This window comes from Streptomyces bambusae (assembly GCF_020532645.1).
Taxonomy (GTDB): domain Bacteria; phylum Actinomycetota; class Actinomycetes; order Streptomycetales; family Streptomycetaceae; genus Streptomyces; species Streptomyces bambusae.
This window is the reverse complement of the sequence record NZ_JAJAUZ010000012.1, coordinates 127,263-150,892: the sequence shown is the minus strand read 5'-3', so window position 1 is coordinate 150,892 and position 23,630 is coordinate 127,263. Positions and strand designations below refer to the sequence as shown.

Genomic DNA, 23,630 nt, shown 5'->3' with positions numbered 1-23,630 from the left:
CCCCCCCCCCCCCGGGCGGCGCCGCGCCCCCCCCCCCCCCCCCACGACGGTGCCGTCCGCGGGTGGCGGACGGCCGGGAGCGGGTCCATGGCAGATGATCAGGACCGCAGGGAGGAACGGAGCACCCGTGGCTGATGTCTGGTACGTCGGCGTCGACCAGGTACCCGAGTCGCTCGCCGTACTCCTCAACGGGCACGACCGGGCCCGCCGCCGCCGCATCGTGCGCGAAGCGGACCGGAGCCGTTTCCTGGCCGCATGGGTGCTGGCGCGGATCGTCCTCGGCGAGCGGTTGGACCGGGACCCGGCAGCACTGGAGTTCGACCGCACCTGCCGCCACTGCGGTGACCGGAGCCACGGGAAACCGGTCGTGGGGACGGCCGGCGCGGGGCTCGACTTCTCCGTCTCGCACACCGGCGGGCTCGCGGTGGTCGCGGTATCGGACCGGCCCGTCGGCGTCGACGTCGAGGACACCACGGCCGGGGCGCAGCCGCCGGCTGCGGCACTGACGGAGCGGGAACGCGAGACCTGCCCGGGCTACGCCGGCTTCGCCCGGCTGTGGACCCGCAAGGAAGCCGTGCTCAAGGCCGCCGGAAAGGGGCTTGCGGTCCATCCGGGCCGCATCGAGCTGCGTGGCACGACGCTGCTCGCCCTGCCCGAGGAACTCGGCCGCCCGGAGGACTACGCCCTCTTCGACCTCCCGCTGCCGGCCCCCTACGTGGGGGCGCTCGCCGTACTGGGGCCGGGACCGTCGCCCTCGGTCCGCAACGGTGCGGACCGGGTCGGGGACGCCGCGCGGGTCCGGCCGGTCTGACACGTCCCGGGAGCGGACTGGCGCCGACTTCCACGCGAACACCGCGGGCCGCGGGGGAGAACCCCTGCGGCCCGCGGTGGCGTACTCCCGTCCGGCCGGGTCAGGCAAGATCCGGAAGAGACGGCCTACGCCTTGCCCGGGGGGTGCAGCCCCGGCAGGGCGTGCATGCCGTTGTCCACGGCGGGCACGGCCCGGGCGGCCACCGGATCAGCCGCCCGTTCCGGCCAGCACGTCGGCGATGATGCTCACGCCGAGGTCGATCTCCTCACGCGTGACGACCAGCGGGGGAGCGATCCGGAGATGTCCCCTGGCCTCCTTGCACAACAGCCCGCGCGCGGCCAGCTCCTCGGTCAGCCGGCGTCCGGCCAGCCGCTCTTCGTCGATCTGCACACCGGCCCACAGACCGCGCCCGCGCACCTCGGACACGCCGTCCAGCTCGCCGAGGCGGGAGTGCAGGTACGCGCCGAGTTCGCGGGAGCGTTCCTGGAACTCCCCGGTGGCCAGCAGGCCCACCGCTGCACGGCCGACCGCACACGCCATCGGGTTGCCGCCGAAGGTCGAGCCGTGGTCGCCGGGCGTGATCACTCCGAGGACGTCGGCGCGGCCGATGACCGCGGAGAGCGGCACGAGTCCGCCGCTGAGGCTCTTGCCCAGGGTGTACAGGTCCGCGCGGACCCCCTCGTGGTCCAGTGCCAGGGTGGTGCCGGGGCGGGCCAGTCCGCATTGGACCTCGTCGGCGATGAACAACGTGTCGTTGGCGTCGCAGAGTTCGCGGACCTCGGCGAGGTATCCCTTCGGCGGAACGATCACGCCGGCCTCGCCCTGGATCGGCTCCAGGAGGACCGCCGCCGTGTTCCCGGTGACCGCCGAGCGCAGGGCTTCGATGTCGCCGAACGGCACCACCTTGAAGCCGGGCATGAACGGGCCGAAGCCGGCCCGGTGGTTCGGCTGGGTGGAGAACGAGACGATGGCCATGGTGCGGCCGTGGAAGTTCGAGCCGGCGACGATGATTTCGGCGGCTCCGTCCGGCACGCCCTTGACCTGGTGGGCCCACTTCCTGGCGATCTTCAGGGCCGTGTCCACGGCCTCGCCGCCGGAGTTGGAGGGCAGCACCGTCTCGGTGCCCGTCACCTCGGCCAGCTCACGGCAGAACGGCCCGTACTGGTCGTGGTGGAACGCCCGGGTACTCAGCGTCAGACCCCGGTCGAGCTGGGCCTTCGCCGCGGCGACGAGGGCGGGGTGCCGGTGACCGAAGTTGATCGCCGAGTAGCCGCCGTGGAAGTCGAGGAGGCGCCGGCCGTCCAGATCCTCGACCCAGGCGCCCTCTCCCCGTGCGAGCACGACCGGGAACGGTACCGAGTCGTGCGCGCCCCAGCGCTCGGCGAGGGCGATGTGGTCCCGGGAGGAGAGGGCGTCCGAGGTCACGGCGACACTCCTTCGGCGGGCTGCCTGTCGGGACTTCCGGTGTAGAGGTCCTCTTCGATCTCCCGCAGCTTCCGGTAGTCGGCGCGGAGTTGCGCCAGGTCGTCGGAGATGAGGAACACGTACCCCGGCTGCGTGGCGAAATCGACCGTCCGGGTCAGTGGCCGGCCTTCCTGGTGGATCAGCACGACATGGGCGCAGGAGGGCAGGGCGCGGATCGCGGCCATCGCCTCGTGGGACGGTGCGATGCCGTGGTCCGCCAGATTGATCAGGTTCACGAACCGGGTGTGCCGCAGCAGCCGGAACACGCTGGTGGGCAGGCGGTTGAACTCGTCCGGCCTGGCGGCCGACAGGGCGAGGAGGTCGATCTGGTTGGCGCCCAGACCGCGGGAGAGGATCTCCGGGACCACACCGCCGCCGGCGCGTCCGGCGCACTCGACCAGCACCGGGCCCTTGGCCGTCAGCATGATCTCGGCATGGCTGGCGCCGTTGTGGATCTCCAGGGCGTCGAGCACCTGGTGGGCGTAGGTCTCCAGCCTTCCGGCCTTCGGGTCGTCCGGTGCCAGCGGCTCGGTGTAGTCGTGGATGGTGTGGCCGCCGGCGATCCGGCGCTTGTGGTACCGCCAGATCTCGACGGTGTGGTGCATGCCGTCGCGGCTGACCGTGTTGACGAAGTACTCGTCCCCGTCCAGGAACTCCTGCGCGAGCACCACGGTATTGGGTTTGCCCACGCGGTCGGTCGTGCTCGTGATCCGCCGGTGACTGGCGCGGACCTCTTCCGCGGACGCACACGCCACGACGTTGTCCCTGCCGGAACTGGCGACCGGCTTCAGGACGATCGGATAGCCCGTGTTCGCCTCGGCCCAGGCGATGATCTCGTCGGCATCGGACGAGACGATGGTCGCCGCGTGGACCATTCCTGCGTCCCGCAGCGCCAAGACCATCTCGTACTTGTCGCGGCGGGAAGCCGGCCGGGTCATTCCGTTGCCGGGCGTCCCGAGCGCGGCGGAGAGCTGATCGGTCAGCTCGACGCCCGACTCGCCGCCGGCGAGCACACAGCTCACCCCCCACTCGCGCAGCGCGGACGCGGTGGCCGCGACGTCGCCGTCGTGCCGGATGTCGGCGATGAAACCCTCGGGGAACTTCAGCTTGACCGTGTGGATGTCGGGGTTGAGCGACCGGACGTGGAGACACTCCGCACCCTGTCGCTGGAGGGCGGGAACGAGTTGGTTTCCCATCGAATAGGCGTCGACCAACGCCACGCGCGTCGGATGGCTGGGGGAACTGGTTGACATCGTCAGTCACCTCGGAACAGGGGCTGTAGTCGTTTTCGGTCCGCCGTGGAGGATCACCGGTCGACCCGATGGCATGCATGGCTCCACCGCACCGAAACGGACCCTATGACCGCGCACGAGCCCCGCGCGTCCGCGCCGGGTTCATGCGCGCGGACACATGACGAGCACCCTTGCCTCCGGAGGCTGAACGGCCCGCTTACGCCGGACCCGACGCCTGCGGACGGAACGGGACCGGGGCATCACCACCGACGTGGGAGGGAACGGGACCGCCCGTGGACCCGCCGTCCGTGGCAGCGGGTCCACGGGCGGTCGCCCGTGGTGGGGTCAGCGGTGGTGGAAGGTGACCTCGGGGTTCTGCGGGGTGGGGCCGTTCAGGACCGGACGGGAGACGCCCTTCAGGTGCCGGTCGAAGAAGGCCGCCACATAGCGGCGGGTCAGCTGGACGGAGCGGTCGCCGGCGAGCGGCGCTTCCGGGTCAGGCAGGCCGAGCTGGTCGGCGAGCGCCGGGAAGTCCGTGAACGTGAAGTGGCCGGAGTCCGCGAACGTGATCCAGCGCTTCCAGCCGTCGAGCAGCGGCCAGTCGCGGTCCCAGCTGGCCTCCTCGCCGGGCTTGCCGTTCGCCGCGCCCACGATCATGAACGGGCGGTCGCCGAGACCGGTGGCCGGCACCGGGGTCATGAAGGAGCCGTCCAGGTTCACGCCGGCCTTCACCCGCCGGTCCACGGCCATCGTCGCGGCCGTCGAGGCGCCGCCGATCGAGTGCCCGGCCATCGCGATCCTCTTGCGGTCGATCAGCGGGGCGTGCCGCCACGCGGGACGGGACCCCGTGAGCCGGTCCAGCAGGAACGACACGTCCTTGGCGCGGCCGTCGCTGACCTTGCGGTACTCGCCGGACTCCCCGGTCTGGTCGCAGGCCAGGCACGGCAGGTTCCGGCCGCCCGGGAACGCCGCCCCGACGCTCTCGTACGCGTGGTCGACCGCGGCCACGACGTAACCCCGCGAGGCCAGGTCCTCGGCCAGGGCGGTCAGGGTGGAGCGGGGCACGGTGAAGCCGGGGGAGAGGACGACCAGCGGGTGGCGGCCCGTGCGCGGCTCGGCGCCCGCGCGGGAGTGGGTCCGGGTGCCGGCGTACTTCTCCGGGGGGACGACCTTGTCCAGGTCCCGCGAGGCCAGCAGCTGCCTGGCCTCTTCGAGGTCCACGTACGCGGCCGGCCGGCCGGTCCCCGCCAGGGCCGGATAGCGCAGGGTGACCATCAGCTCGCGCGGACCGGTGCCCGCCCACGGGTCGGTGCGGCTGCGGTCCACCAGGTGCAGGGTGTCCTGACCGACCGGGAACCGGCCGGTCGGGCGGGGGAGTTGCAGGGCGGCGGTCCGGCCCGGGTCGGCGGGGGCGGTCCGGGCGGCGGAGGCCGTGGTGCCGGATCCGGCCGCGGCGGCGGAGGTCGCGGTCAGGGCCGGGAGCGGGAGGAGCAGGGCAAGTAACGTGGCGGCGGCTGCCGTTCGCATGCGCGTCATGGGTTCGAAGGTAGGGGGCGGGGTGTCCCCGGTCTTCAACTCCCAGGTGGAGCCGGGTCCCGACCCGCGGAGGAGAAGACGATCAACCCGAGGAAGGAGGCGGCGCCCCGCGGCGTACGCCTCGATGCTGACCCCGGCCGGCCGGCTGCACGGCCGGCCCCACCCGGTCGGCTGCACGCCGGAGGCGCCCGGCCGCACCGCGCGGCACAGTGGCACCCATGGGACATCTCCGTACAGACACCCAGCCGCCCCCGCCGGACCCGGCCCCCTTCCCCGACCCGGAGCCGATCCCGGTCCCGGTCCCCCACCCCGACCCACCGCCCCCGCCCGTCCCCGGCCCCGTCCCCGAACCGGACCCCATCCCCCCGCCGCCCGGCCCCGCTCCGCTCCCGCAACCCGGCCCGCTGGGCTGACGGGACCCGCCCGGGCCGACGGGCCGGGCGGCCTCCCGGCGGTGCCGGGCGTGTGAGGCCGCCTCGCCCCGCCGTACCACCCGCCGGTACGTCGCTTCCCTGAGTCCGACCGGTACCGGCGCGCGCCCGGGTGCGCCCTGGGCGTGCGCCCCCGCCCCCCGGAGCGGCGTCACCTCGGCCTTTGCCGGTACCACCCGTCCCAAGGCCTTCGGGAACCCCAACTGTCACTTGCGTGTGCGCCGTTGAGCCCCCGGCGAGCCCCTTGTCACAGGTGCGGAGCACCGTTAGGTTGCGAGGCTCCTGATGTCTTCAAGGGGGCTCCCATGGGTGTACGGGGCCGGCACCGCCGGTACCAGCCGAGCAGCATCAACCGGGCCTCGCTCACGGTCACCGCGGGCGGGGCCGGCATCATGCTCCCCCTGATCGGTGCGGGGACGGCGCATGCCGCCTCCGCCGACACCTGGAACAAGGTCGCGGCCTGCGAGTCCAGCGGGAACTGGCACATCAACACCGGCAACGGCTACTACGGCGGGCTGCAGTTCAGCCAGAGCACCTGGCGCGAGTTCGGCGGCACCGTCTACGCGCAGCGCGCCGACCTCGCCTCCAAGGGCGAACAGATCACCATCGCCGAGAAGGTCCTCGACGGGCAGGGCCCCGGCGCCTGGCCGCACTGCGGGCCCGCCGCCGGTCTCACCCGCGGCGGCCCGGCACCGGACGTCGACACCGGCTCGAAGCCGCAGACCCGGCAGACCAAGGCGGTGCCGAAGCAGGCCGCCCAGGACCGGCCCGCCCCCGCCCGGCAGGCCATCCCCAAGACCGCGCGCCCCGCGATGGGTTCGCCGTACACCGTCGTGCCCGGCGACACGCTCTCCGGGATCGCGGGCGAGCAGCGCGTCCAGGGCGGCTGGCAGGCGCTCTACGACGCCAACCGCACGGTCGTCGGCAGCGACCCGAACATGATCCATCCCGGCCAGCGCCTCAGCCTGACCGTCACCGGCCACCCGCGCACCCTGCCCGCACCGCCCGCGCCCCGGCCGTCCCCCGAGAAGCCGCCGCGGACCGCGAAACCGGTCCCGGCCAAACCCGCGAAGGTGACCAAACCGAACCGGGACACGGCGCGCGGCGGCTGGTTCGCACCCGTCGAGGCGAGCATCGGCACCGCCTACCGGGTGTCCGGGGCCTCCTGGTCGAGCGGCTACCACACCGGCGTCGACTTCCGCGTGCCCACCGGCACCTCGGTCAAGGCCGTCGCCGCCGGCGAGATCGTGTCGGCCGGCTGGGGCGGGGCGTACGGCTACCAGGTCGTGATCCGGCACACGGACGGGAAGTACTCCCAGTACGCCCACCTGTCAGCGGTGGGTGTCCGGGCGGGTCAGCAGGTCGCCGGCGGCCAGCGGATAGGCCGCTCCGGCTCGACCGGCAACAGCACCGGCCCCCACCTGCACTTCGAGATGCGCACGGGAGCCGGCTACGGCTCCGACATCGACCCGCTCGCGTACCTGCGCGGCCGGGGCGTCTCGATCTGACCGCCGCAGCGGCCGCTCCGGGCGTGCCGGAGCCGACGTACGCTGCCCCGCGGCCGGTCCGCCACGGACCGGCCGCGGCGCCGCGGCCCCGGCCGCAGCGCCCGCCGCCGGAGCCACCGCGCGGGCCGATGACAGCCGCTCGGCCGTCAGCAGCACGATGCCGAACGCCGCGATCGCCCCGCAGACCAGGGCCACCGCCGTGCCGGCCGCGCCGTGGCGGAACGTCTCGCCGAACAGGGTGAGGCCGACCGTCGCCGCCACCACCGGGTTCACCACCGTCACCGTGGCCAGCGGCGCCGTCAGCCCGGCACCCCGGTACGACGCCTGGGACAGCAGGAGTCCGGTGGTCGCCAGCACGGCGATCGCCAGCATGCCCGGCAGCTCGGCCAGCGGGGCGGAGCCGTCCCATGCCTCCGCCACGGTCTTGGTGAACACGGACGCGATGCCGAACGCCACCCCGGCCGCGGCGGCGAGCAGCACACTGCGCGTCACCGCCCGGTGCGCGACCCGGGCCAGCACGAACAGCAGGGCCACGCCCGCCGCCGTCACCGTGACGAGCAGCCCGCGGTCGGAGCCGGACAGCGGAACGGAGTGCCCCGGCCCGGTCAGGGCCAGCAGCCCGGCGAGCCCGCCGGTCGCCAGCAGGGCGCCCTGCCAGGCCGTCCGGCCGGCCTTGCGGCGCACGAACAGGGCGGCCATCGGAAGGGCGAAGACGATGGTGAGCGCGCCCAGCGGCTGCACCAGGCTCAGCGGCCCGTACGCGAGCGCCGCGACGTGCAGCAGCGCGCCGAACCCGTTCAGGCCCACGGCCACCCACCAGGCCGCCCGCCGCAGCGGTGCGTACGGCCGGTCGGGGGTCCCGACCGCCACCCGTTCCTGGACGATGGCTCCGCCGGCGTAGGCCACGGCCGACACCAGCGACAGCAGCACCGCCAGCGCCAGCGCACTCATGGGGAGATCCGGGTCGGTGCGTCCATGAACACCACAATGCCGGGGCGGACTCGAGTATTCCTCGGGCCGACGACCCCGGCCGGCCCCCAGCCGACCGAGGCCGCCCCCACCCGTGCCGCCGTGAGCACCCCGTAGCAGCCCGTGACCGGGTTTGGAGACCGGGGGCGGCCCTCCGTAAGGTTCTCTCTTCGGGACTTCCGGGACTTCCCCGCGAGCGCTTCCCCAGCGAATCCCCCCAGTGAGCGATCGAGAAACGGCAGCGGCGATGACGGTGACTGAAGACAACCAGGTGTACGGGCCGGGTATCGACCCCGAGCGTCTGGCCGTCTGCCTCAGCGTGCTCGACGAGCTGGACAAGCTCGACGTCGACCACCCCGACGCGATCACCGTGCGCCGTGCCACGGCCGGCATCTACCGCACGGTCAAGCAGCGCCGCCGCTCCGAGCGCCGCGCCGCGAAGACCGCGAACGACAAGGCCGTGACCGAGGCCACCGCCACCGGCTCCGCCGAGCGCATCGACGACGAGACCCAGGGCCTGGCGCTCACCACCGCCAGCAAGGGCCCGATCGCCGGCATACTCCAGCGCCCGCGCTCCTGCTACGTCTGCAAGACGCGCTACGTCGAGGTCGACGCGTTCTACCACCAGCTCTGCCAGGACTGTGCGGCCTTCAACAGGGCCCGCCGGGAAGCCCGTACCGACCTCACGGGCCGCCGCGCGCTGCTCACCGGCGGCCGCGCCAAGATCGGCATGTACATCGCGCTGCGGCTGCTGCGCGACGGCGCGCACACCACCATCACCACGCGCTTCCCCAACGACGCCATCCGTCGCTTCAAGGCGATGCCCGACAGTCACGAGTGGCTGCACCGCCTGAAGATCGTCGGCATCGACCTGCGCGACCCGGCCCAGGTCGTGGCGCTGGCCGACGCGGTCGCCGCCGAGGGCCCGCTCGACATCCTGATCAACAACGCCGCGCAGACCGTGCGCCGCTCCCCGCAGGCGTACAGCGAGCTGGTCGCCGCAGAGAGCGCCCCGCTGCCCGCGGGCGAGCTGCCCGCCGCCGAGGTCATCGGCACCTTCGGCAGCGGCACCGTGGACCGGGTCGCCGCGCTGCCCGCAGGCAACGGCGACAAGCTCAGCGCGCAGGACGTCACCGAGCTGGCGCTGGTCTCCGGCTCCGCCTCCCTGGAGCGGATCGCGGCCGGCACCGCCATCGACGCCGGCGGCCTGGTGCCGGACCTGCACGACACCAACAGCTGGATCCAGACGGTTTCCGAGGTGGACCCGGTGGAGCTGCTGGAGGTCCAGCTGTGCAATTCCACCGCCCCGTTCATCCTCATCAGCAAGCTGCGCGCGGCCATGGCCGCCTCGCCGGCCGCCTTCAAGTACGTGGTGAACGTGTCCGCGATGGAGGGCGTGTTCAGCCGCGGCTACAAGGGCGCCGGCCACCCGCACACCAACATGGCCAAGGCCGCGCTGAACATGCTCACGCGCACCAGCGCGCAGGAGATGTTCCAGGCCGACAAGATCCTCATGACCGCGGTCGACACCGGCTGGATCACCGACGAGCGCCCGCACCCGGACAAGATCCGGCTGGCCGAGGAGGGTTTCCACGCCCCCCTCGACCTGGTGGACGGCGCGGCCCGCGTCTACGACCCGATCATCCGCGGCGAGGCCGGCGAGGAGCTCTACGGCGTCTTCCTCAAGGACTACGCGCCCGCGAACTGGTAGCAGCCGCACCGCCCCCAGGGGGCCCGCGGCATCGAAGGCCCGGCCGTCATCGGCCGGGCCTTCGGCATGTCCGCGCCCGGCCGCCGGCCCGCATTCCCCGGCACGTGTCCGTGGCACGTCGGCCCGGCAAACGCAGGACGTCGGGAACGAGACAGGCCGGATCTGCTCCCCCTATCGAGCGGAACCGCGCTCATATGTGTACCCTGAGGCACACGGAAGGCCCCACCAAGGCCCGATCCGTACCGAACGAACGGCGCCACCGCGACCGGACTGCCCTTTCCCCCTGCCCCGACGGACGGCCGAGAAGGCCGGCAATGAACGGCCGCGGCCCCGCCCGAGGGTTACGCGACACGAAGGAGTGCGCGGTGACACCAGAGTTGAAGCAGTACGAGAAGGCCCCGGCCGACAGGTCCGATCGCGGGCACCGGTCCGACGAACTCGGCAGCCTGGAGGTGTGGGCCCGGTCCGCGCCGATCCGGCTCGCCGGCTACGAGGACGACCTCGCCGAGCCGCACATCCTGCAGGGCATCGACTGATCCGCTCCGCCGCCGCCCCCGCGCCACCCGGCCGCGGGGGCGGCGGCGCGCGCCGTGGCCGCCCGTGCCGTCCGCAGCCCCGTGCCGTCCGCAGTACCGTGTCGAGCCGTGCCTGTCGGGCCGGGCCGTGCCGTCGTCCCGTCGGACAGGACGCCCGCCGCCCGGTTCCCGGCCCGGGCCGGATTTCGCGGTCAGCGTGCCCCGTAAGCTGTCGGCGATCACCGCTTTCCCCGGCTCCGGGCCCCGGGCAGGCTGGCGCCATGAGACTCCTGATGCTGGGCGGAACCGAATTCGTCGGACGGGCGATCACCGAAGAGGCCCTCGGCCGGGGCTGGGAGGTGACCGTCTTCCACCGCGGGCACCACGCCCCGCCGCCCGGCGTCCACTCCCGCCGCGGCGACCGGCTGGCCCCCGACGGCCTCGCCGCCCTCGCCGACGGCACATGGGACATCGCCGTGGACACCTGGGGCGGTGCCCCCACCGCCGTGCGCGACAGCGCCCGGCTGCTGGCCGGCCGGGTCGGCAGGTACGCCTACGTCTCCAGCCGGTCCGTGTACGCCTACCCGTCGCCGGCCGGCTCCGCGGAGGACCGGGAGGTCGTCGACGGCTCGCCCGACGCCGGGTCCACCGCATACGCCGAGGACAAGCGCGGCGGCGAGCTGGCCGCCCTCGACGCCTTCGGGGACCGCGCCCTGCTGCTCCGGGCCGGCCTGATCCTCGGCCGGTACGAGAACGTCGGCCGGCTGCCCTGGTGGCTGAACCGGGCGGCCCGCGGCGGCGACATGCTCGCCCCCGGCCCGCGCGACCTCCCGCTCCAGTACATCGACGTGCGCGACCTCGCCGCCTGGACGCTCGACGCGGCCGCCCGCGGCCTCGGCGGTCCCTACGACGTGGTCTCCCCGAGTGGGCACGCCACCCTCGGCGAGCTCCTCGACGCCTGTACGGAGGTCACCGGCGGCGGCGCCCGGCTGCGCTGGACCGATCCCGCGCGGCTGCTGGCCGCCGGGGTCGCGCCGTGGACCGAGCTTCCGGTGTGGCTGCCCGAGGGCGAGATGCACGACCACATGTACGGCGGGGACGTCGCCAAGGCGGCCGCCGCCGGACTGACCTGCCGGCCGGTGGCGGACACCGTCGCCGACACCTGGCGCTGGCTGCGGGAACTCGGCGGCACGGCTCCGCAGCGCCCCGACCGGCCCGCCCCCGGCATCGACCCGGCCCGCGAGGCGGCGCTCCTCGCCGGCTGACGGCGTACCGCGGGACCCGGGGCCCGGCCGCATCACTCCGCGGCCGCGCCCCGGCCCTCCCGCCCGTCCTTCCTGCCGTCCGCCAGCCGGGTCGGAGGCAGGAACTCGCGCACCAGCGTCCGGTGCCACCAGGCGTGCGTGGTCCGCAGCTCCCGCCAGTCCGTGTACCGGTACCGGTAGAGCCGGGCCCGGACGAACCGCGGCGGCGCGTCCGGGAACGGGTTGTGGCGCAGCAGCCGGAGGGTGTCGCGGTCGTTCTCCAGCAGCCGGGTCACGAACGGCCCGAACCAGTCCCGGGCGTACCCGGGGTTCAGCGCGGCGAACCACATCAGCCAGTCCAGGCGCAGGTGGTACGGGGCGTACTGGCGCGGCAGCCGCCGTACGTCGCCCGGCTTGCCCTTGAACCCGTACTCCCGCCACTCGCTGTCCCGCCGCGGTTCCGCGTCGGCGGTGCCCTCCACCACGACCTCGTCGCGCTTCCGGCCGACCGAGCCGAACGCTCCGTACGTGTTGACGAGGTGCAGGGGGTCGAAGGAGCGGTTCATGACCTGGCGGCGGGAGAGCATGTTGAGCACCGGTCCCCGGCTGAGCACCAGCACCAGGGCGACCAGGGCGCACACCAGCACCACGAACCACAGCGGCGCCCCGGGCCCGGTGCGGACCGGGCCGCCGAACGCGGTGACGTCGACCGCTGACAGCGCCAGGGCGATCGTCACCCAGTTCAGCCAGGCGAAGTTGCCCGACAGCACCAGCCACAGCTGGGTGACCGCGATCACCCCGGCCGCCACCGAGGCCACCGGCTGCGGGGTGAACAGCAGCACGGGGACCAGCAGCTGGGTGACGTGGTTGGCCGCGCACTCCACCCGGTGCAGCGGCCGCGGCAGCCGGTGGAAGAACCAGCTCAGCGGCCCCGGCATCGGCTGCGTCTCGTGGTGGTAATAGAGGCAGGTCAGCTTGCGCCAGCAGGCGTCGCCCCGCATCTTGATCAGCCCCGCGCCGAACTCCACCCGGAACAGCACCCAGCGCAGCAGCCACAGCACCAGTACCGGCGGCCCCACTTCGGCGTTGCCGAGGAACACCGCGAGGAAGCCGACCTCCAGCAGCAGCGACTCCCAGCCGAACGCGTACCAGGTCTGCCCGACGTTCACGATCGACAGGTAGCCCGCCCACAGCAGTGCCCACATGCCCATCGAGGCGCCCAGCGGCACCGCGTCCGCCGCTCCGGCGGCCACCGCCGCCGCGAGCCCCGCACCACCCCAGGCGCACCACGCGAACAGCCGGTCGGAGTAGCGGAGTTGGAACAGGCTCGGGGCCCGCCGGAAGGGCACGTAGCGGACGTATTCGGGGATCGGGAGCATGCCGCGCGAGCCGAGCAGGGCGCGGAACTGGAGCGCCGCGCCGAGGAAGGCGACGAGGTACAGGACGGCCAGCGTCCGCTGGAACACCAGCCGGCTGAGCCAGTACCCGTCTGCCGTGAACCACTCCATCGCCGCTCGCCCTCGACGCCGCCGCCGGAGCCCCCGGTACCCCCAGTATCCGCCGGGGGCCGGTCAGCCGCCCGCGGCCAGCCGGCGCAGCGTGCGGCCGCAGTGGCGGGCGTAGCGGAGCTGGAGGAACGGGACCACCGGGCCGGCGAGGCGGGTGTACCAGCGGCCCGGGCGGCTGAACGCGGTCACCTCGAACCACACGGTGCCGTCCGCGCCGAGCTCCACGAGGAAGGCCTCCTCGCCCGTCTCCGGGTGGCCGTGCCGCGTCCCGTACGCGAAGCCCGTCAGCTCGGGGCCGTACGCGGTCCAGATCACTTCGCACGGGGCGCTGATCCGGGCCGGGCCCAGACCGATGGCGCACTCGACCAGACCGCCGGTCTCGGCCCGCAGCCGGTCGGCGCGGACCTGCACTCCGGCCGCGCGGTGCATCCCGAAGGTGGTGACGGCGTCCCCGGCCCGCTTGAAGACCTCGCGGCCGTGCCCGATGGCGACCCGGTGGTGCAGGTGGTGGTAGCCGGCCGGCAGCGGGTGGTGCCTGGTCGCGCCGCGCTCGACGTAGTTGACGGTGTCCCGGTGGAGGCTGGTGATGCGGGTCATCGGGCGATCTCCTTGATCCGGTGCCAGGCGAGGACTGCGCACAGGGCGAAGCCGAGGGCGTTTCCGAGGCCGTGGGTGGCGGCCATCCAGGTCAGCGTGGGGTGCGGGACGTCGGCGGCCTCGCCCAGCGCCCACCACAGGGCGAGCAGCATCGTGGCGAGCAGGACGGCGGCCGAGACGGCGAACAGGGTGCGGGTCAGCGGGTCGCGGGCCCGGGCCCGCGGCTCCCGCCAGGTGTGCAGGGCCACCGCCCACATCCCGGCGGTGAGCACCACGGCCCCGGCGAGCTCGACCCAGTCGCCGGTGAAGTAGCCGGCCAGGACCAGCAGGGTGCCGGCCGGCACGCTGTGGCCGGCGAAGCGGGCGCCGGGCGAGCCGGGGGCGGTGCGGCAGACCAGCCCGGCCACCAGGGCGGCGGTGAAGCCGGCGAAGTGGAAGTGCGGCACGGTCAGCGCCAGGATGTCGAGTCCGAAGCCGAACAGCCGGTACCCGGCCCGCTCGGCGACGAGTGCGGTGGCCGCGACCGCGGGGGAGACCAGGGCGGTGAGAACCGCTGCCTCCTGGGGCGACAGCGACCGGGTCCGCGCCAGCCGGCGCGGTGCCTGGAGCGCCAGCACCAGGGTGCCCAGGGCGTAGCAGGCGGCCAGGGCGGTGGCCCAGCCGCCGCGCGGCAGCCACAGCGCGACCGCTCCGGGGACCGCCCACAGCGGCCACAGCCGGCGCACCCGGGCCAGCCCGTCGCGGTCGATGAGCGCCAGCCCGGCCGGTACGACGGCCAGCATGCCGAGCGTGACCACCGGATTGACCAGGAACGCCAGCGCGGACACGGAGCACCACCCCCCAGGGACGACCGAGGCCTTGAACGTGTTCAAGTTCCTCCCGGAGGAACCATACGAGGTTTCTTGAACGCGTTCAAGAGTGTGGCCGGGTGCAGGCGGACCGCGACACGCCGGAGCGGGGCTCCGGCTGGCCGAACCCCGCTTGCAGGCCCCCCGGGCGTACGGCAGACATGGAAGGGCCGATCCGAAGAGGCGGGAGAACCCACGTGCACCGACCGGTACGTCGCTATGCCCTGGCCTGTACGGCCGCCGCCGGACTGCTCGCGGCGGCGGGCTGCGGCACCGGCGCCGACAGCGCACCGCAGACCGAGAAGCAGGCCGCACCCGGCCAGGAGGTGCTGCTGCAGCCCGTCGTGGCCGCCGGCCCCGACCCCTTCACGGCCTCCACCGCCACCTCGACGGCAGCGCTGCCGACCGCCGCGGCCGGTGCGGCCGGGCCGCCCGGGCGGCCCGGCGCCCCGGCCCTGCGCGCCGTCACCGGCTCCACACCCGGCCTGTACGGCGGTACCCACAAGAGGGGCAGCTGCGACGTCGAGCAGCAGGTCCGCCACTTCGACGCCGACAAGGAGCGGGCCCGCGCCTTCGCGGCCGCGGCCGGCGTCGAACCCGCCCGGCTCCCCGACTTCCTGCGCGGACTCACCCCGGTCGTGCTGCGCGCCGACACCCGGGTGACCAGCCACGGCTTCCGCGGCGGGCGGGCGGCAGCCTTCCAGGCCGTGCTCCAGTCCGGCACCGCCGTCCTCGTGGACGAGTACGGCCTGCCGCGTGTCCGGTGCAGCTGCGGCAACCCCCTGATGCCGCCCTCCGAGACGGTCGCCGCCACCCACAAGGGCAGCCCGTGGCCCGGCTTCGACCCCTCCCAGGTGGTGGTGGTCCGGCCGACCGACGAGGTCGTCGACAACCTCGTGATCGTCAACATCGGCACCAACACCTGGCTCGAACGCCGGGCCGGGGACGACGGCGCCCAGGACAAGGTCCCCGCGGTGCCGCCGCCCTACCCCGCCGGCGGCCCGGTCCCCGTCGGAGCGGCCCCCGGGCGGGCCACCGCCCCCGCGTCCGACACCGAGCCGTGCACCCCCAGCAACAGCCTGGCCCGCACCGCCGACCCGCAGGCCCCCGGCCGCCGGCCCGCACCATGCCCGGCCGGCGACACCGGACCGGACCGGCAGGACCCGCCGGGTGACGGCGCGGACGTCCCCGACGCGCCCGACGTCCCCGACGCGGACCGGCCCGGCGGCTCCGGCCTCGCGGACTCCGGCGCCACCGCGCCCGAGGGGGCGTACCAGGACCCGTACGACGACGGGTACTCCTACGACGACGGGTACGACGACGGCTACGACAGCGGCCACGACGGGTCCCGGGACCCGGACGACCTGCCGGACGCGTACGAGTCGGACGCATACGACTCGGACGCGTACGACTCGGACCGGTACGACGGCGACGCGTACGGATCCGACCCCGACGACAGCGACGCGTACGACTCCGGCCGCTACGACTCGGAGCCCTACGGGCCCGACCCGTACGAGCGCGCCGCCCGCGGCGCCGACGCGCTGGAGACCGCCTGAACCAGCCGTTCTCCTGTCGATGAATCCGGCGAACAGTGGCATGGTGGAGCGGTGCCGACCGCCGTATCGCTGCCGGACGACTGGCCCGCGCACCCGGACCAGAGCCTCGCGCTGAACCGTATGGGCAGCTTCGACTGGGACCTCGTCGCCGGGCTCATGCACATGGACCCGGCGGCCCTCGACGTCTTCGACACGCGCCCCGGCGACTACGACGGCCGCCCCGCATCACTCTCCCCGAGGGTCCCCGGCGACGAGGCCACCCGCCTCGACGCGCTGGTCTCCAGCGCCCTCAAGGGCGGCCACGAGAGCTACGGGGCGTACTTCCGGGTCCGCTGCCGGGACGGCCGGCTGCGCTGGACCCACACCCAGGGCCGGGTGCTGCGCGACGGCCAGGGCCGCCCGTACCGGATCATCGGCATCGTCCGCGACGCCACCGAGGAACTCAGCCACTCCGCCGAACGGCTCGGCCTCGACGAGGAACGCCGCCGCCAGACCAGCGTCGTCGAGGGCACCACGGCCGCGCTCGCGCACGCCCGCACCGTCAAGGACGTCATCGACGCCCTCAGCGACAGCCACGGCCTGGAGCGCCTCGGCTCGATGGGCATGGTCATGGGCCTCGTCGAGGCCGGCCGCATCCACCTGGTCGCGGAGGGCCCCCAGGGCAGCTTCGTGCCCGGCACCCGCTACACCCGCATCGACGAGCAGTACCCGATGAGCGAGGTGGTCCGCTCCCTCCAGCCGCGGTTCATCGACTCCCAGGACGAGTTCGCCGCCGGCTACCCCGGCCTCTGGTCCAAGATCTCGTACATGCAGATCTCGGCCGCCGCCTATCTGCCGCTGATCGCCCAGGCCCGCCCCATCGGCGCCATCGGCCTCCTCTACCAGGACAAGGACGGCTTCACCCAGGAGGAGCGCAACCTGCTCGTCGCCCTCGGCAGCAGCATCGCGCAGAGCCTCCAGCGCGCCATGCTCCTCGAACAGGAGCACGACCTCGCCGAAGGGCTCCAGCAGGCCATGCTGCCCCGCCGGATCCCGGACGTCCCCGGCGCGGAGATCGCCGTCCGCTACCGGTCGGCGCGGATGGGCCGGGACATCGGCGGCGACTGGTACGACGTGATCCCGCTGCCCGGCGGCCGGGTCGGCGCCGTCATCGGCGACGTCCAGGGCCACGACACGCACGCCGCCGCCGTCATGGGCCAGCTGCGGATCGTGCTGCGCGCCTACGCCGCCGAAGGGCACGCGCCGGCCACCGTCATGGCCCGCGCCTCCGGGTTCCTCCACGAACTCGACACCGACCGGTTCGCCACCTGCGCCTACGCCGAGGCCGACCTGGCCACCGGCGTGGTCCAGGTGGTCCGCGCCGGACACATCGACCCGCTGATCCGCACCCGGCACGGCGACTGCCGCCGGCTGCTCGTCACCGGCGGCATGCCGCTCGGCCTGTCCGCCGAGTTCGGCCACCTCGAATACCCCGTCACCACCGTCGAACTCGACCCGGGCGAAACCCTCCTGATGTGCACCGACGGACTCGTCGAACACCCCGGGGCCGACCTCGACGACGGCATCCGGCTGCTCTCCTCCCTCATCCGCAGCGGCCCCGCCGACCTCGGCCAGCTCGCCGACCGGCTCTGCGAGATCGTCGACGAACGCGGCGGCGACGACGACATGGCGCTGCTCCTGCTGCGCCGCCGGGTCGAGGACGCCCCGCAGAGCGGCGGCCGGCTCCAGCAGCACGTGGCCCAGGGCGACCCCGAAGCCCTCGCCTCCGCCCGCCACATGATCGGCGCGGCGGTCCGGTCCTGGGGTGCCCGGGAACGCTCCGACGAGATCGAACTCGTCGCCGACGAACTGATCACCAACGCCCTCATGCACACGGACGGACCGGCCATCGTCACCCTCCGCGTCCTGTCCGGACCCGAACGCCGCCTGCGCGTCGAGGTCGAAGACCGCTCCAGCGCCCTGCCCCGCCGCCGCGAAGCCGGCGAATCCGGTGTGTCCGGCCGCGGCCTGATGCTCGTCGACCGCCTCGCCGACGTCTGGGGCGTCGAATCCCGAGGCAACGGCAAATGCGTGTGGTGCGAATTCGTCATGGGCTGACCGCCCCCTCCGGACCCCTCCCCGCCCGCCACGGTGCCCGGCTGTGCCCCGCCGTGCCCCGCCGGGCGCGGTGCGGCAGGCTGGGAGCATGCCGGAACTGCCCGAGGTCGAAGCGCTCAGGGAGTTTCTCGACGGCGCGCTCACCGGGCGCACCATCGAGAAGGCCTGGCCCGTGGCCGTCAGCGTGCTCAAGACGTACGACCCGCCGCTGACGGCCCTGGAAGGCGGGACCGCCGGTCCCGCCCGGCGGTACGGCAAGTTCCTCGCCGTGCCCGTCGCCGGGCTCCACCTCGTCACCCACCTGGCCCGGGCCGGCTGGCTGCGCTGGCACGACACCCTGCCCGAGCAGCCGCCCCGCCCCGGCAAGGGGCCGCTCGCACTGCGGGTCGCCCTGGCCGGCGGCGGCGGGTTCGACCTCACCGAGGCCGGCACCCAGAAGCGGCTCGCCGTGTACGTCGTCCACGACCCGGCCGAGGTCCCCGGCATCGCCCGGCTCGGGCCCGACCCGCTCGACCCCGGCTTCGACCGGGCCGCCTTCGCCGCCCTCCTCGCCGGCGAACGCCGCCGGATCAAGGGCGTGCTGCGCGACCAGAGCGTCATCGCCGGCGTCGGCAACGCGTACAGCGACGAAGTCCTGCACGCCGCGCAGCTCTCCCCGTACGCCCTCGCCGCCGGTCTCGGCCCCGAGCAGACCGACCGCCTCTGGACCGCCCTGCAGACCACCCTGCGCGAGGCCGTCGCCCGCTCGCACGGACTGGCCGCCGGCCGCCTCAAGGCCGAGAAGAAGAGCGGTCTGCGCGTCCACGGCCGCACCGGCGAACCCTGCCCGGTCTGCGGCGACACCATCCGCGAGGTGTCCTTCGCCGACTCCTCCCTCCAGTACTGCCCCACCTGCCAGACCGGCGGCCGGCCGCTCGCCGACCGACGCCTCTCCCGCCTGCTCAAATAGCCCCTCTACACTCCGGTCATGCTGCGCGCACTGGCCGTCGACGACGAGAAACCCGCCCTGGAGGAACTCCTCTGGCTGCTGCGGGCCGACCCTCGGATCCACACCGCCGAAGGCGCCCCCGACGCCACCGCCGCGCTGCGCCGCATCGGCCGCGCCCTGGAGGCGGGACCCGACGGCGCGGACGCCATCGACGTCGTCTTCCTCGACATCCACATGCCGGGCCTCACCGGCCTGGACGTGGCCCGCCTGCTGTCCGGCTTCGCCCGGCCCCCGTACCTCGTCTTCGTCACCGCCCACGAGGGCTTCGCCGTCCAGGCCTTCGACCTCAAGGCCGTGGACTACGTCCTCAAACCGGTCCGCCGGGAGCGGCTGGCCGAGGCAGTCCGCCGGGTCTGCGACCAGGCCGCCGGAGCCGCCGCACCCGCAGCCGCGCCCGCCGGGCCGCCCGCCCCCGCCCCGGAGCAGATAGCCGTCGAACTCGGCGGCGTGACCCGCTTCGTCCCCGTCGACGACATCGCGTACGCCGAAGCCCAGGGCGACTACGCCCGCCTGCACACCGCCACCGGCAGCCACCTCGTCCGCATCCCGCTGTCCACGCTGGAAGAACGCTGGGCGGCCCGCGGGTTCGTCCGCATCCACCGCCGGCACCTGGTCGCCCTCGGCCGCATCGACGAACTCCGCGTCGACGCCGGCGCGACCACCGTGCGGATCGGCGCCGCCGAACTCGCCGTCAGCCGCCGGCACGCCCGCGAACTGCGCGACCTCCTGCTGCGCCGGGCCCGCGGCTGATGGCCGGACCCGGCGGCGCCGCGCCGCGCCGCGAAACCGTCACCGGCGTCCCGCTGGGCGCCCGCCGCCGGCCGCCCGGGCACACCCCCGCCCGCTCCGAGATCAGCGAGCAGACCAGCCTCGGCGCCACCTACGTACGCGCCCTGATGCGCAGCCAGCTGCGCGCCGCCCTCACCGCCCTGGCCACCCTGGCCCTGCTGGTCGGCAGCCTCCCGCTGCTGTTCGCGCTGCCCGCCGGACCCGGCCGCGGCCCGGCGCCCGCACCCGTCGTCTGGGCCTGCATCGGAGTGGCCGTCTACCCGGTGCTGTGGCTGACCGCCCGCCGGTACGTGCGCCGCGCCGAACGCAACGAGCGCGACTTCACGGGCCTGGTCGCCGGACCCCCCGAACCCGAAGCGGAACCCGGCCGCGGAGCCGCCCGGTGAACCCCGCCTACGCGATACCCGCCGTCGCCCTCGTCGTCCTCGGCACGGTCCTCATCGGCGCCCTCGGCCTGCGCATCTCCCGCACCACCTCCGACTTCTACGTGGCCTCCCGGACCGTCGGCCCCGGCCTGAACGCGGCCGCCATCAGCGGTGAATACCTCTCCGCCGCCTCCTTCCTCGGCATCGCCGGACTCGTCCTCCTCCAGGGCCCCGAAATGCTCTGGTACCCGGTCGGCTACACCGCCGGATACGTCGTCCTGCTCGTCCTCGTCGCCGCCCCGCTGCGCCGCTCCGGCGCGTACACCCTGTCCGACTTCGCCGAAGCCCGCCTGGAATCCCGGCCGGTGCGCCGGCTCGCCGGCCTGTTCGTCGTCGGCATCGGCTGGCTCTACCTGCTGCCCCAGCTCCAGGGCGCCGGACTCACCCTGCACATCCTCACCGGCGCCCCCGACTGGGCCGGCGCCCTCGTCGTCGGCGTGGTGGTCACCGGCACCGTCGCCGCCGGCGGCATGCGCAGCATCACCTTCGTCCAGGCCTTCCAGTACTGGCTCAAGCTCACCGCCCTGCTGGTGCCCGCGCTCTTCCTGGCGGCCGCCTGGCTCGGCGACGACGCCCCGCGGGCCCGCTTCGGCGAGCCGCCCGCCTTCCGGGAGCAGACCGCCGTCCGCATCGCCGACAGCGTCCGGGTCCGCCTCGACGAACCGCTCCGCGTCACCGTGACCGGCCGCGTCGACGACCGCACCCACCACCGCACGGAGGTCACCCTCGCCGCCGGCACCCACCGCTTCGCCGCCGGCACCGAACTCCGCTTCCCGGCCGGCGCACACGTGCCCGAACGGGCCGGCCGCGAAGGCGGCTCCCGCTGGTCCCAGCCGCTGTCCGGCAGCCGCGAGGAACACCCGCTGTACGCCACGTACGGGCTGGTCCTCGCCACCTTCCTCGGCACCATGGGCCTGCCGCACGTGGCCGTCCGCTTCTACACCAGCCCGCACGGCGCCGCCGCCCGCCGCACCATCCTCACCGTGCTCGCCCTGGTCGGCACCTTCTACCTGCTGCCCCCGCTGTACGGGGTCCTCGGCCGGATCTACGCGCCCGAACTCGCGCTCACCGGAACCGCCGACGCGGCCGTCCTCGTCCTGCCCGAACGGATGATCGGCGGGGTCGCGGGCGACCTGCTGGGCGCGCTGCTCGCCGGCGGCGCCTTCGCCGCCTTCCTGTCCACCGCCTCCGGGCTGACCATGGCGGTGGCCGGAGTGCTCACCCAGGACGCGCTCCCCGCGCGCGGGGTCCGGCACTTCCGGCTGGCGACCGTGGCGGCGATGGCGGTGCCGCTCGCGGCCAGCGCGTGCGTGGCGAGCGTGCCCGTCGCCGACGCCGTGGGCCTCGCCTTCGCGGTGTCCGCCTCCTCCCTGTGCCCGCTGCTGGTGCTGGGCATCTGGTGGCGCCGGCTCACCCCGCCCGGCGCGGCCTGCGGACTGGTCGTCGGCGGCGGGGCCGCCCTCGCCGCCGTCCTCGCCACCCGGGCCGGTATCGCCGGCGGCGGCTGGCCGCACACCCTGCTGGCCTGGCCGGCGGTCTGGTCGGTGCCGCTCGGCTTCCTCACCATGGTGCTGGTCTCACTGGCCACCGCGCACCGCGTCCCGCCCGGCACCGCCGCCATCCTCACCCGCCTCCACCTGCCCGAGGAACTCGCCCGGGAGGCCCGCCCGTGACCGCCCTTGCCACCCTGGTGCCCGCCGGACTCGCCCTGCTGGGCACCGGCACCGCCCTCGGCGTCCTGCTCGGCCGGCTCTCCGCGGACCGCCGCGGCGACCGCTCCGACATCGACCTCGGCACCCCCGTCGAACGCGCCACCTTCCACACCCTGCACACCGCCTCCCTCGCCGCCCCGCCGCTGCGCGCCGGGCTCACCGAGGACACCGCCCGGCACGCGGTGCGCGGCCTGCGCCCGCTGCTGGGCACCGAGGCGCTCTGCCTGGCCGACCGCACCCGGGTGCTCGCCTGGGACGGGCCGGGCGCCGGCCACCACGAGCACCGGGTGATGACCCGGGTGCACGCGCTGCTCGACTCCGGCCGCAGCGAGAGCTTCCGCACCGGCTGCGAGCAGCCCGACTGCCCGCTGCGCTGGGCGGTGATCGCCCCGCTGACGGGGGAGGAGGGCGTGCTCGGCGCGCTCGTCGCCTACGGGTCGCGGGAGTCGGCGGTCCTGGTGCGCGCCGCGACCGAGGTGGCGCGCTGGGTGTCCGTACAGCTGGAACTCGCCGAGCTGGACCGGTCGCGGACCCGGCTGATCGAGGCGGAGATCCGTGCCCTGCGGGCGCAGATCTCGCCGCACTTCATCTACAACTCCCTGGCGGCGATCGCCTCGTTCGTCCGCACCGACCCCGAGCAGGCCCGTGAACTGCTCCTGGAGTTCGCCGACTTCACCCGCTACTCGTTCCGCCGGCACGGTGAGTTCACGCAGCTCGCCGACGAGCTGCGGTCCATCGAGCAGTATCTGGCCCTGGCCGGGGCCCGGTTCGGGGACCGGCTGTCGGTGACCCTCCAGGTGGCGCCCGAGGTGCTGCCGGTCGCGCTGCCGTTCCTGTGCCTCCAGCCGCTCGTCGAGAACGCCGTCAAGCACGGTCCGGGCGAGGCCGGTTCCGGGTGCCGGATCACCATCGCGGCGCAGGACGCGGGCACCGAGGCGGTGGTGACCGTCGAGGACGACGGGGTGGGCATGGCGCCCGCCCGGCTGCGCGCCCTGCTCGCGGGCGCCGGCCCCGCCTCCTCAGGCATCGGCCTGCGCAACGTGGACGAACGGCTGAGGCAGGTCTACGGCGACGACTACGGGCTGGTCGTCGAGACGGGGGTCGGGGCGGGCATGAAGGTGACCGTACGGGTGCCCAAGTACCGGGCGGGGGTCCACCCGGGCGGCGGCCCCGACTGACCGCCCGCGGCGGCCGCCGCCCGGGGCGGTCAGAACAGGTGCATGGCCAGGTGGCCCAGCGGCAGGCCCAGCTGCCAGGCCGGGGTCCACACCCGGGCGCTCTCGTCCACGGCCGCCGGGACCTCGCCGGGGTCGCCGGGGAAGCCCTCCGGGTCCAGGTTGGTCGCGTACAGCTCGGTGCGGTCCAGCCAGTGCCAGGCCGCGCGGGCCAGCTCCAGATCGGGATCGGCCGGACCGCCGCGCTCGCGGGCCTCCTCCCCGAGTTCGAGGAACCGGGTGTGCACCCAGTCCCGCCAGGGGTGGTTGTACGCGGTCAGCGAGAGCCACTCGTCCAGCTGCGAGACCACCCGGATCCCGGACAGCTCACCGGCCGCGTCCGAGAGGTAGATCGTGAGGGCGAGGGTGTCCCGCCCGGCGCGGAACTCCAGTGTGCTCACGGGGATCAGGCGGCCCGTGCGCAGCAGCTCGTCCGCGATGTACTCCGCGTAGAGCCATGCCATGGGGACCGCGA

The 23,630-nt window shown here is 74.4% G+C and carries 19 protein-coding genes and 1 pseudogene; 12 read left to right on the top strand and 8 right to left on the bottom strand.

What is annotated here, in order from left to right:
• Positions 1–127: 127 nt before the first annotated feature.
• Positions 128–811, top strand: coding sequence for a 4'-phosphopantetheinyl transferase family protein (locus LG634_RS11695; RefSeq protein ID WP_226733655.1), 684 nt, complete (start codon positions 128–130; stop codon positions 809–811).
• A 207-nt stretch (positions 812–1,018) separates the two neighbouring features.
• Here the strand turns inward: LG634_RS11695 and rocD are convergent, their stop codons facing one another.
• From rocD to LG634_RS11680, 3 genes are all read right to left on the bottom strand, one after another.
• The gene (rocD, locus tag LG634_RS11690; protein WP_226733654.1) at positions 1,019–2,236 is read right to left on the bottom strand and encodes an ornithine--oxo-acid transaminase; all 1,218 of its coding nucleotides are present in this window, start codon (positions 2,234–2,236) and stop codon (positions 1,019–1,021) included.
• On the bottom strand, positions 2,233–3,528 hold the full coding sequence (locus LG634_RS11685; RefSeq protein ID WP_226733653.1) for an ATP-grasp domain-containing protein: 1,296 nt from the start codon (positions 3,526–3,528) through the stop codon (positions 2,233–2,235). Before LG634_RS11685 ends, rocD begins: the two co-directional genes overlap by 4 nt.
• A 324-nt stretch (positions 3,529–3,852) precedes the next feature.
• The gene (locus LG634_RS11680; RefSeq protein ID WP_226733652.1) at positions 3,853–5,043 is read right to left on the bottom strand and encodes an alpha/beta hydrolase family protein; all 1,191 of its coding nucleotides are present in this window, start codon (positions 5,041–5,043) and stop codon (positions 3,853–3,855) included.
• 736 nt (positions 5,044–5,779) lie between these two features.
• Between LG634_RS11680 and LG634_RS11675 the strand changes: the two genes are divergently transcribed.
• Positions 5,780–6,982 carry a transglycosylase family protein gene (locus tag LG634_RS11675; protein WP_226733651.1) on the top strand — a complete coding sequence of 401 codons (1,203 nt, stop codon included), beginning with the start codon at positions 5,780–5,782 and terminating at the stop codon, positions 6,980–6,982.
• Between the two features lie 180 nt (positions 6,983–7,162).
• On the opposite strand, the pseudogene LG634_RS11670 reads toward LG634_RS11675, so the two are convergent.
• Positions 7,163–7,933 (bottom strand): annotated as a pseudogene (locus LG634_RS11670) (DMT family transporter); the annotation flags it as partial.
• A 265-nt stretch (positions 7,934–8,198) separates the two neighbouring features.
• Here LG634_RS11670 and LG634_RS11665 point away from each other — a divergent pair.
• From LG634_RS11665 to LG634_RS11655, 3 genes are all read left to right on the top strand, one after another.
• Positions 8,199–9,662 carry an SDR family NAD(P)-dependent oxidoreductase gene (locus LG634_RS11665; RefSeq protein WP_226733650.1) on the top strand — a complete coding sequence of 488 codons (1,464 nt, stop codon included), beginning with the start codon at positions 8,199–8,201 and terminating at the stop codon, positions 9,660–9,662.
• A gap of 365 nt (positions 9,663–10,027) precedes the next feature.
• Positions 10,028–10,198, top strand: coding sequence for a hypothetical protein (locus LG634_RS11660; protein WP_226733649.1), 171 nt, complete (start codon positions 10,028–10,030; stop codon positions 10,196–10,198).
• A gap of 260 nt (positions 10,199–10,458) precedes the next feature.
• Positions 10,459–11,442, top strand: a complete 984-nt coding sequence (locus LG634_RS11655) for an NAD-dependent epimerase/dehydratase family protein (RefSeq protein WP_226733648.1) — start codon at positions 10,459–10,461, stop codon at positions 11,440–11,442.
• 32 nt (positions 11,443–11,474) lie between these two features.
• Here the strand turns inward: LG634_RS11655 and LG634_RS11650 are convergent, their stop codons facing one another.
• The 3 genes from LG634_RS11650 to LG634_RS11640 all read right to left on the bottom strand — a co-directional run bounded on the left by LG634_RS11650 (position 11,475) and on the right by LG634_RS11640 (position 14,344).
• Positions 11,475–12,929 (bottom strand): lipase maturation factor family protein, encoded by a 1,455-nt coding sequence (locus tag LG634_RS11650; RefSeq protein ID WP_226733647.1) that lies wholly within the window; start codon positions 12,927–12,929, stop codon positions 11,475–11,477.
• Positions 12,930–12,992: 63 nt separating this feature from the next.
• Entirely contained in the window at positions 12,993–13,526 is a 534-nt protein-coding gene (locus LG634_RS11645) for a DUF1990 domain-containing protein (protein WP_226733646.1), read from the bottom strand.
• Positions 13,523–14,344: a YndJ family protein gene (locus LG634_RS11640; RefSeq protein WP_226733668.1), complete on the bottom strand. Its 822-nt coding sequence runs from the start codon at positions 14,342–14,344 to the stop codon at positions 13,523–13,525. Before LG634_RS11640 ends, LG634_RS11645 begins: the two co-directional genes overlap by 4 nt.
• 227 nt (positions 14,345–14,571) lie before the next feature.
• Between LG634_RS11640 and LG634_RS11635 the strand changes: the two genes are divergently transcribed.
• The 7 genes from LG634_RS11635 (at position 14,572) to LG634_RS11605 (ending at position 23,119) form a co-directional block, all read left to right on the top strand.
• On the top strand, positions 14,572–15,930 hold the full coding sequence (locus LG634_RS11635) for a DUF6777 domain-containing protein (RefSeq protein WP_226733645.1): 1,359 nt from the start codon (positions 14,572–14,574) through the stop codon (positions 15,928–15,930).
• A gap of 51 nt (positions 15,931–15,981) precedes the next feature.
• Positions 15,982–18,027 carry a SpoIIE family protein phosphatase gene (locus LG634_RS11630; protein WP_226733644.1) on the top strand — a complete coding sequence of 682 codons (2,046 nt, stop codon included), beginning with the start codon at positions 15,982–15,984 and terminating at the stop codon, positions 18,025–18,027.
• A gap of 88 nt (positions 18,028–18,115) precedes the next feature.
• Positions 18,116–18,976, top strand: a complete 861-nt coding sequence (locus LG634_RS11625; protein ID WP_226733643.1) for an Fpg/Nei family DNA glycosylase — start codon at positions 18,116–18,118, stop codon at positions 18,974–18,976.
• Positions 18,977–18,994: 18 nt separating this feature from the next.
• Positions 18,995–19,765: a LytR/AlgR family response regulator transcription factor gene (locus LG634_RS11620; protein WP_226733642.1), complete on the top strand. Its 771-nt coding sequence runs from the start codon at positions 18,995–18,997 to the stop codon at positions 19,763–19,765.
• Positions 19,765–20,190 carry a hypothetical protein gene (locus tag LG634_RS11615; RefSeq protein WP_226733641.1) on the top strand — a complete coding sequence of 142 codons (426 nt, stop codon included), beginning with the start codon at positions 19,765–19,767 and terminating at the stop codon, positions 20,188–20,190. Before LG634_RS11620 ends, LG634_RS11615 begins: the two co-directional genes overlap by 1 nt.
• Complete coding sequence (locus LG634_RS11610; protein ID WP_226733640.1) at positions 20,187–21,902, top strand: sodium/solute symporter; 1,716 nt, start codon at positions 20,187–20,189, stop codon at positions 21,900–21,902. Before LG634_RS11615 ends, LG634_RS11610 begins: the two co-directional genes overlap by 4 nt.
• Positions 21,899–23,119, top strand: coding sequence for a histidine kinase (locus LG634_RS11605; protein WP_372482411.1), 1,221 nt, complete (start codon positions 21,899–21,901; stop codon positions 23,117–23,119). Before LG634_RS11610 ends, LG634_RS11605 begins: the two co-directional genes overlap by 4 nt.
• 29 nt (positions 23,120–23,148) lie before the next feature.
• Here LG634_RS11605 and LG634_RS11600 read toward each other — a convergent pair whose 3' ends face one another.
• Positions 23,149–23,619 carry a hypothetical protein gene (locus tag LG634_RS11600; protein ID WP_226733666.1) on the bottom strand — a complete coding sequence of 157 codons (471 nt, stop codon included), beginning with the start codon at positions 23,617–23,619 and terminating at the stop codon, positions 23,149–23,151.
• Between the last annotated feature and the right edge of the window lie 11 nt (positions 23,620–23,630).

Bases quoted from the DNA above. Each gene is read 5' to 3' on its own strand.
- LG634_RS11615 (WP_226733641.1), top strand. From the start codon at position 19,765: ATGGCCGGACCCGGCGGCGCCGCGCCGCGCCGCGAAACCGTCACCGGC.
- LG634_RS11650 (WP_226733647.1), bottom strand. From the start codon at position 12,929: ATGGAGTGGTTCACGGCAGACGGGTACTGGCTCAGCCGGCTGGTGTTC.
- LG634_RS11685 (WP_226733653.1), bottom strand. From the start codon at position 3,528: ATGTCAACCAGTTCCCCCAGCCATCCGACGCGCGTGGCGTTGGTCGAC.
- LG634_RS11675 (WP_226733651.1), top strand. From the start codon at position 5,780: ATGGGTGTACGGGGCCGGCACCGCCGGTACCAGCCGAGCAGCATCAAC.
- LG634_RS11620 (WP_226733642.1), top strand. From the start codon at position 18,995: ATGCTGCGCGCACTGGCCGTCGACGACGAGAAACCCGCCCTGGAGGAA.
- LG634_RS11680 (WP_226733652.1), bottom strand. From the start codon at position 5,043: ATGACGCGCATGCGAACGGCAGCCGCCGCCACGTTACTTGCCCTGCTC.
- LG634_RS11655 (WP_226733648.1), top strand. From the start codon at position 10,459: ATGAGACTCCTGATGCTGGGCGGAACCGAATTCGTCGGACGGGCGATC.
- LG634_RS11665 (WP_226733650.1), top strand. From the start codon at position 8,199: ATGACGGTGACTGAAGACAACCAGGTGTACGGGCCGGGTATCGACCCC.
- LG634_RS11625 (WP_226733643.1), top strand. From the start codon at position 18,116: ATGCCGGAACTGCCCGAGGTCGAAGCGCTCAGGGAGTTTCTCGACGGC.
- LG634_RS11600 (WP_226733666.1), bottom strand. From the start codon at position 23,619: ATGGCATGGCTCTACGCGGAGTACATCGCGGACGAGCTGCTGCGCACG.
- LG634_RS11645 (WP_226733646.1), bottom strand. From the start codon at position 13,526: ATGACCCGCATCACCAGCCTCCACCGGGACACCGTCAACTACGTCGAG.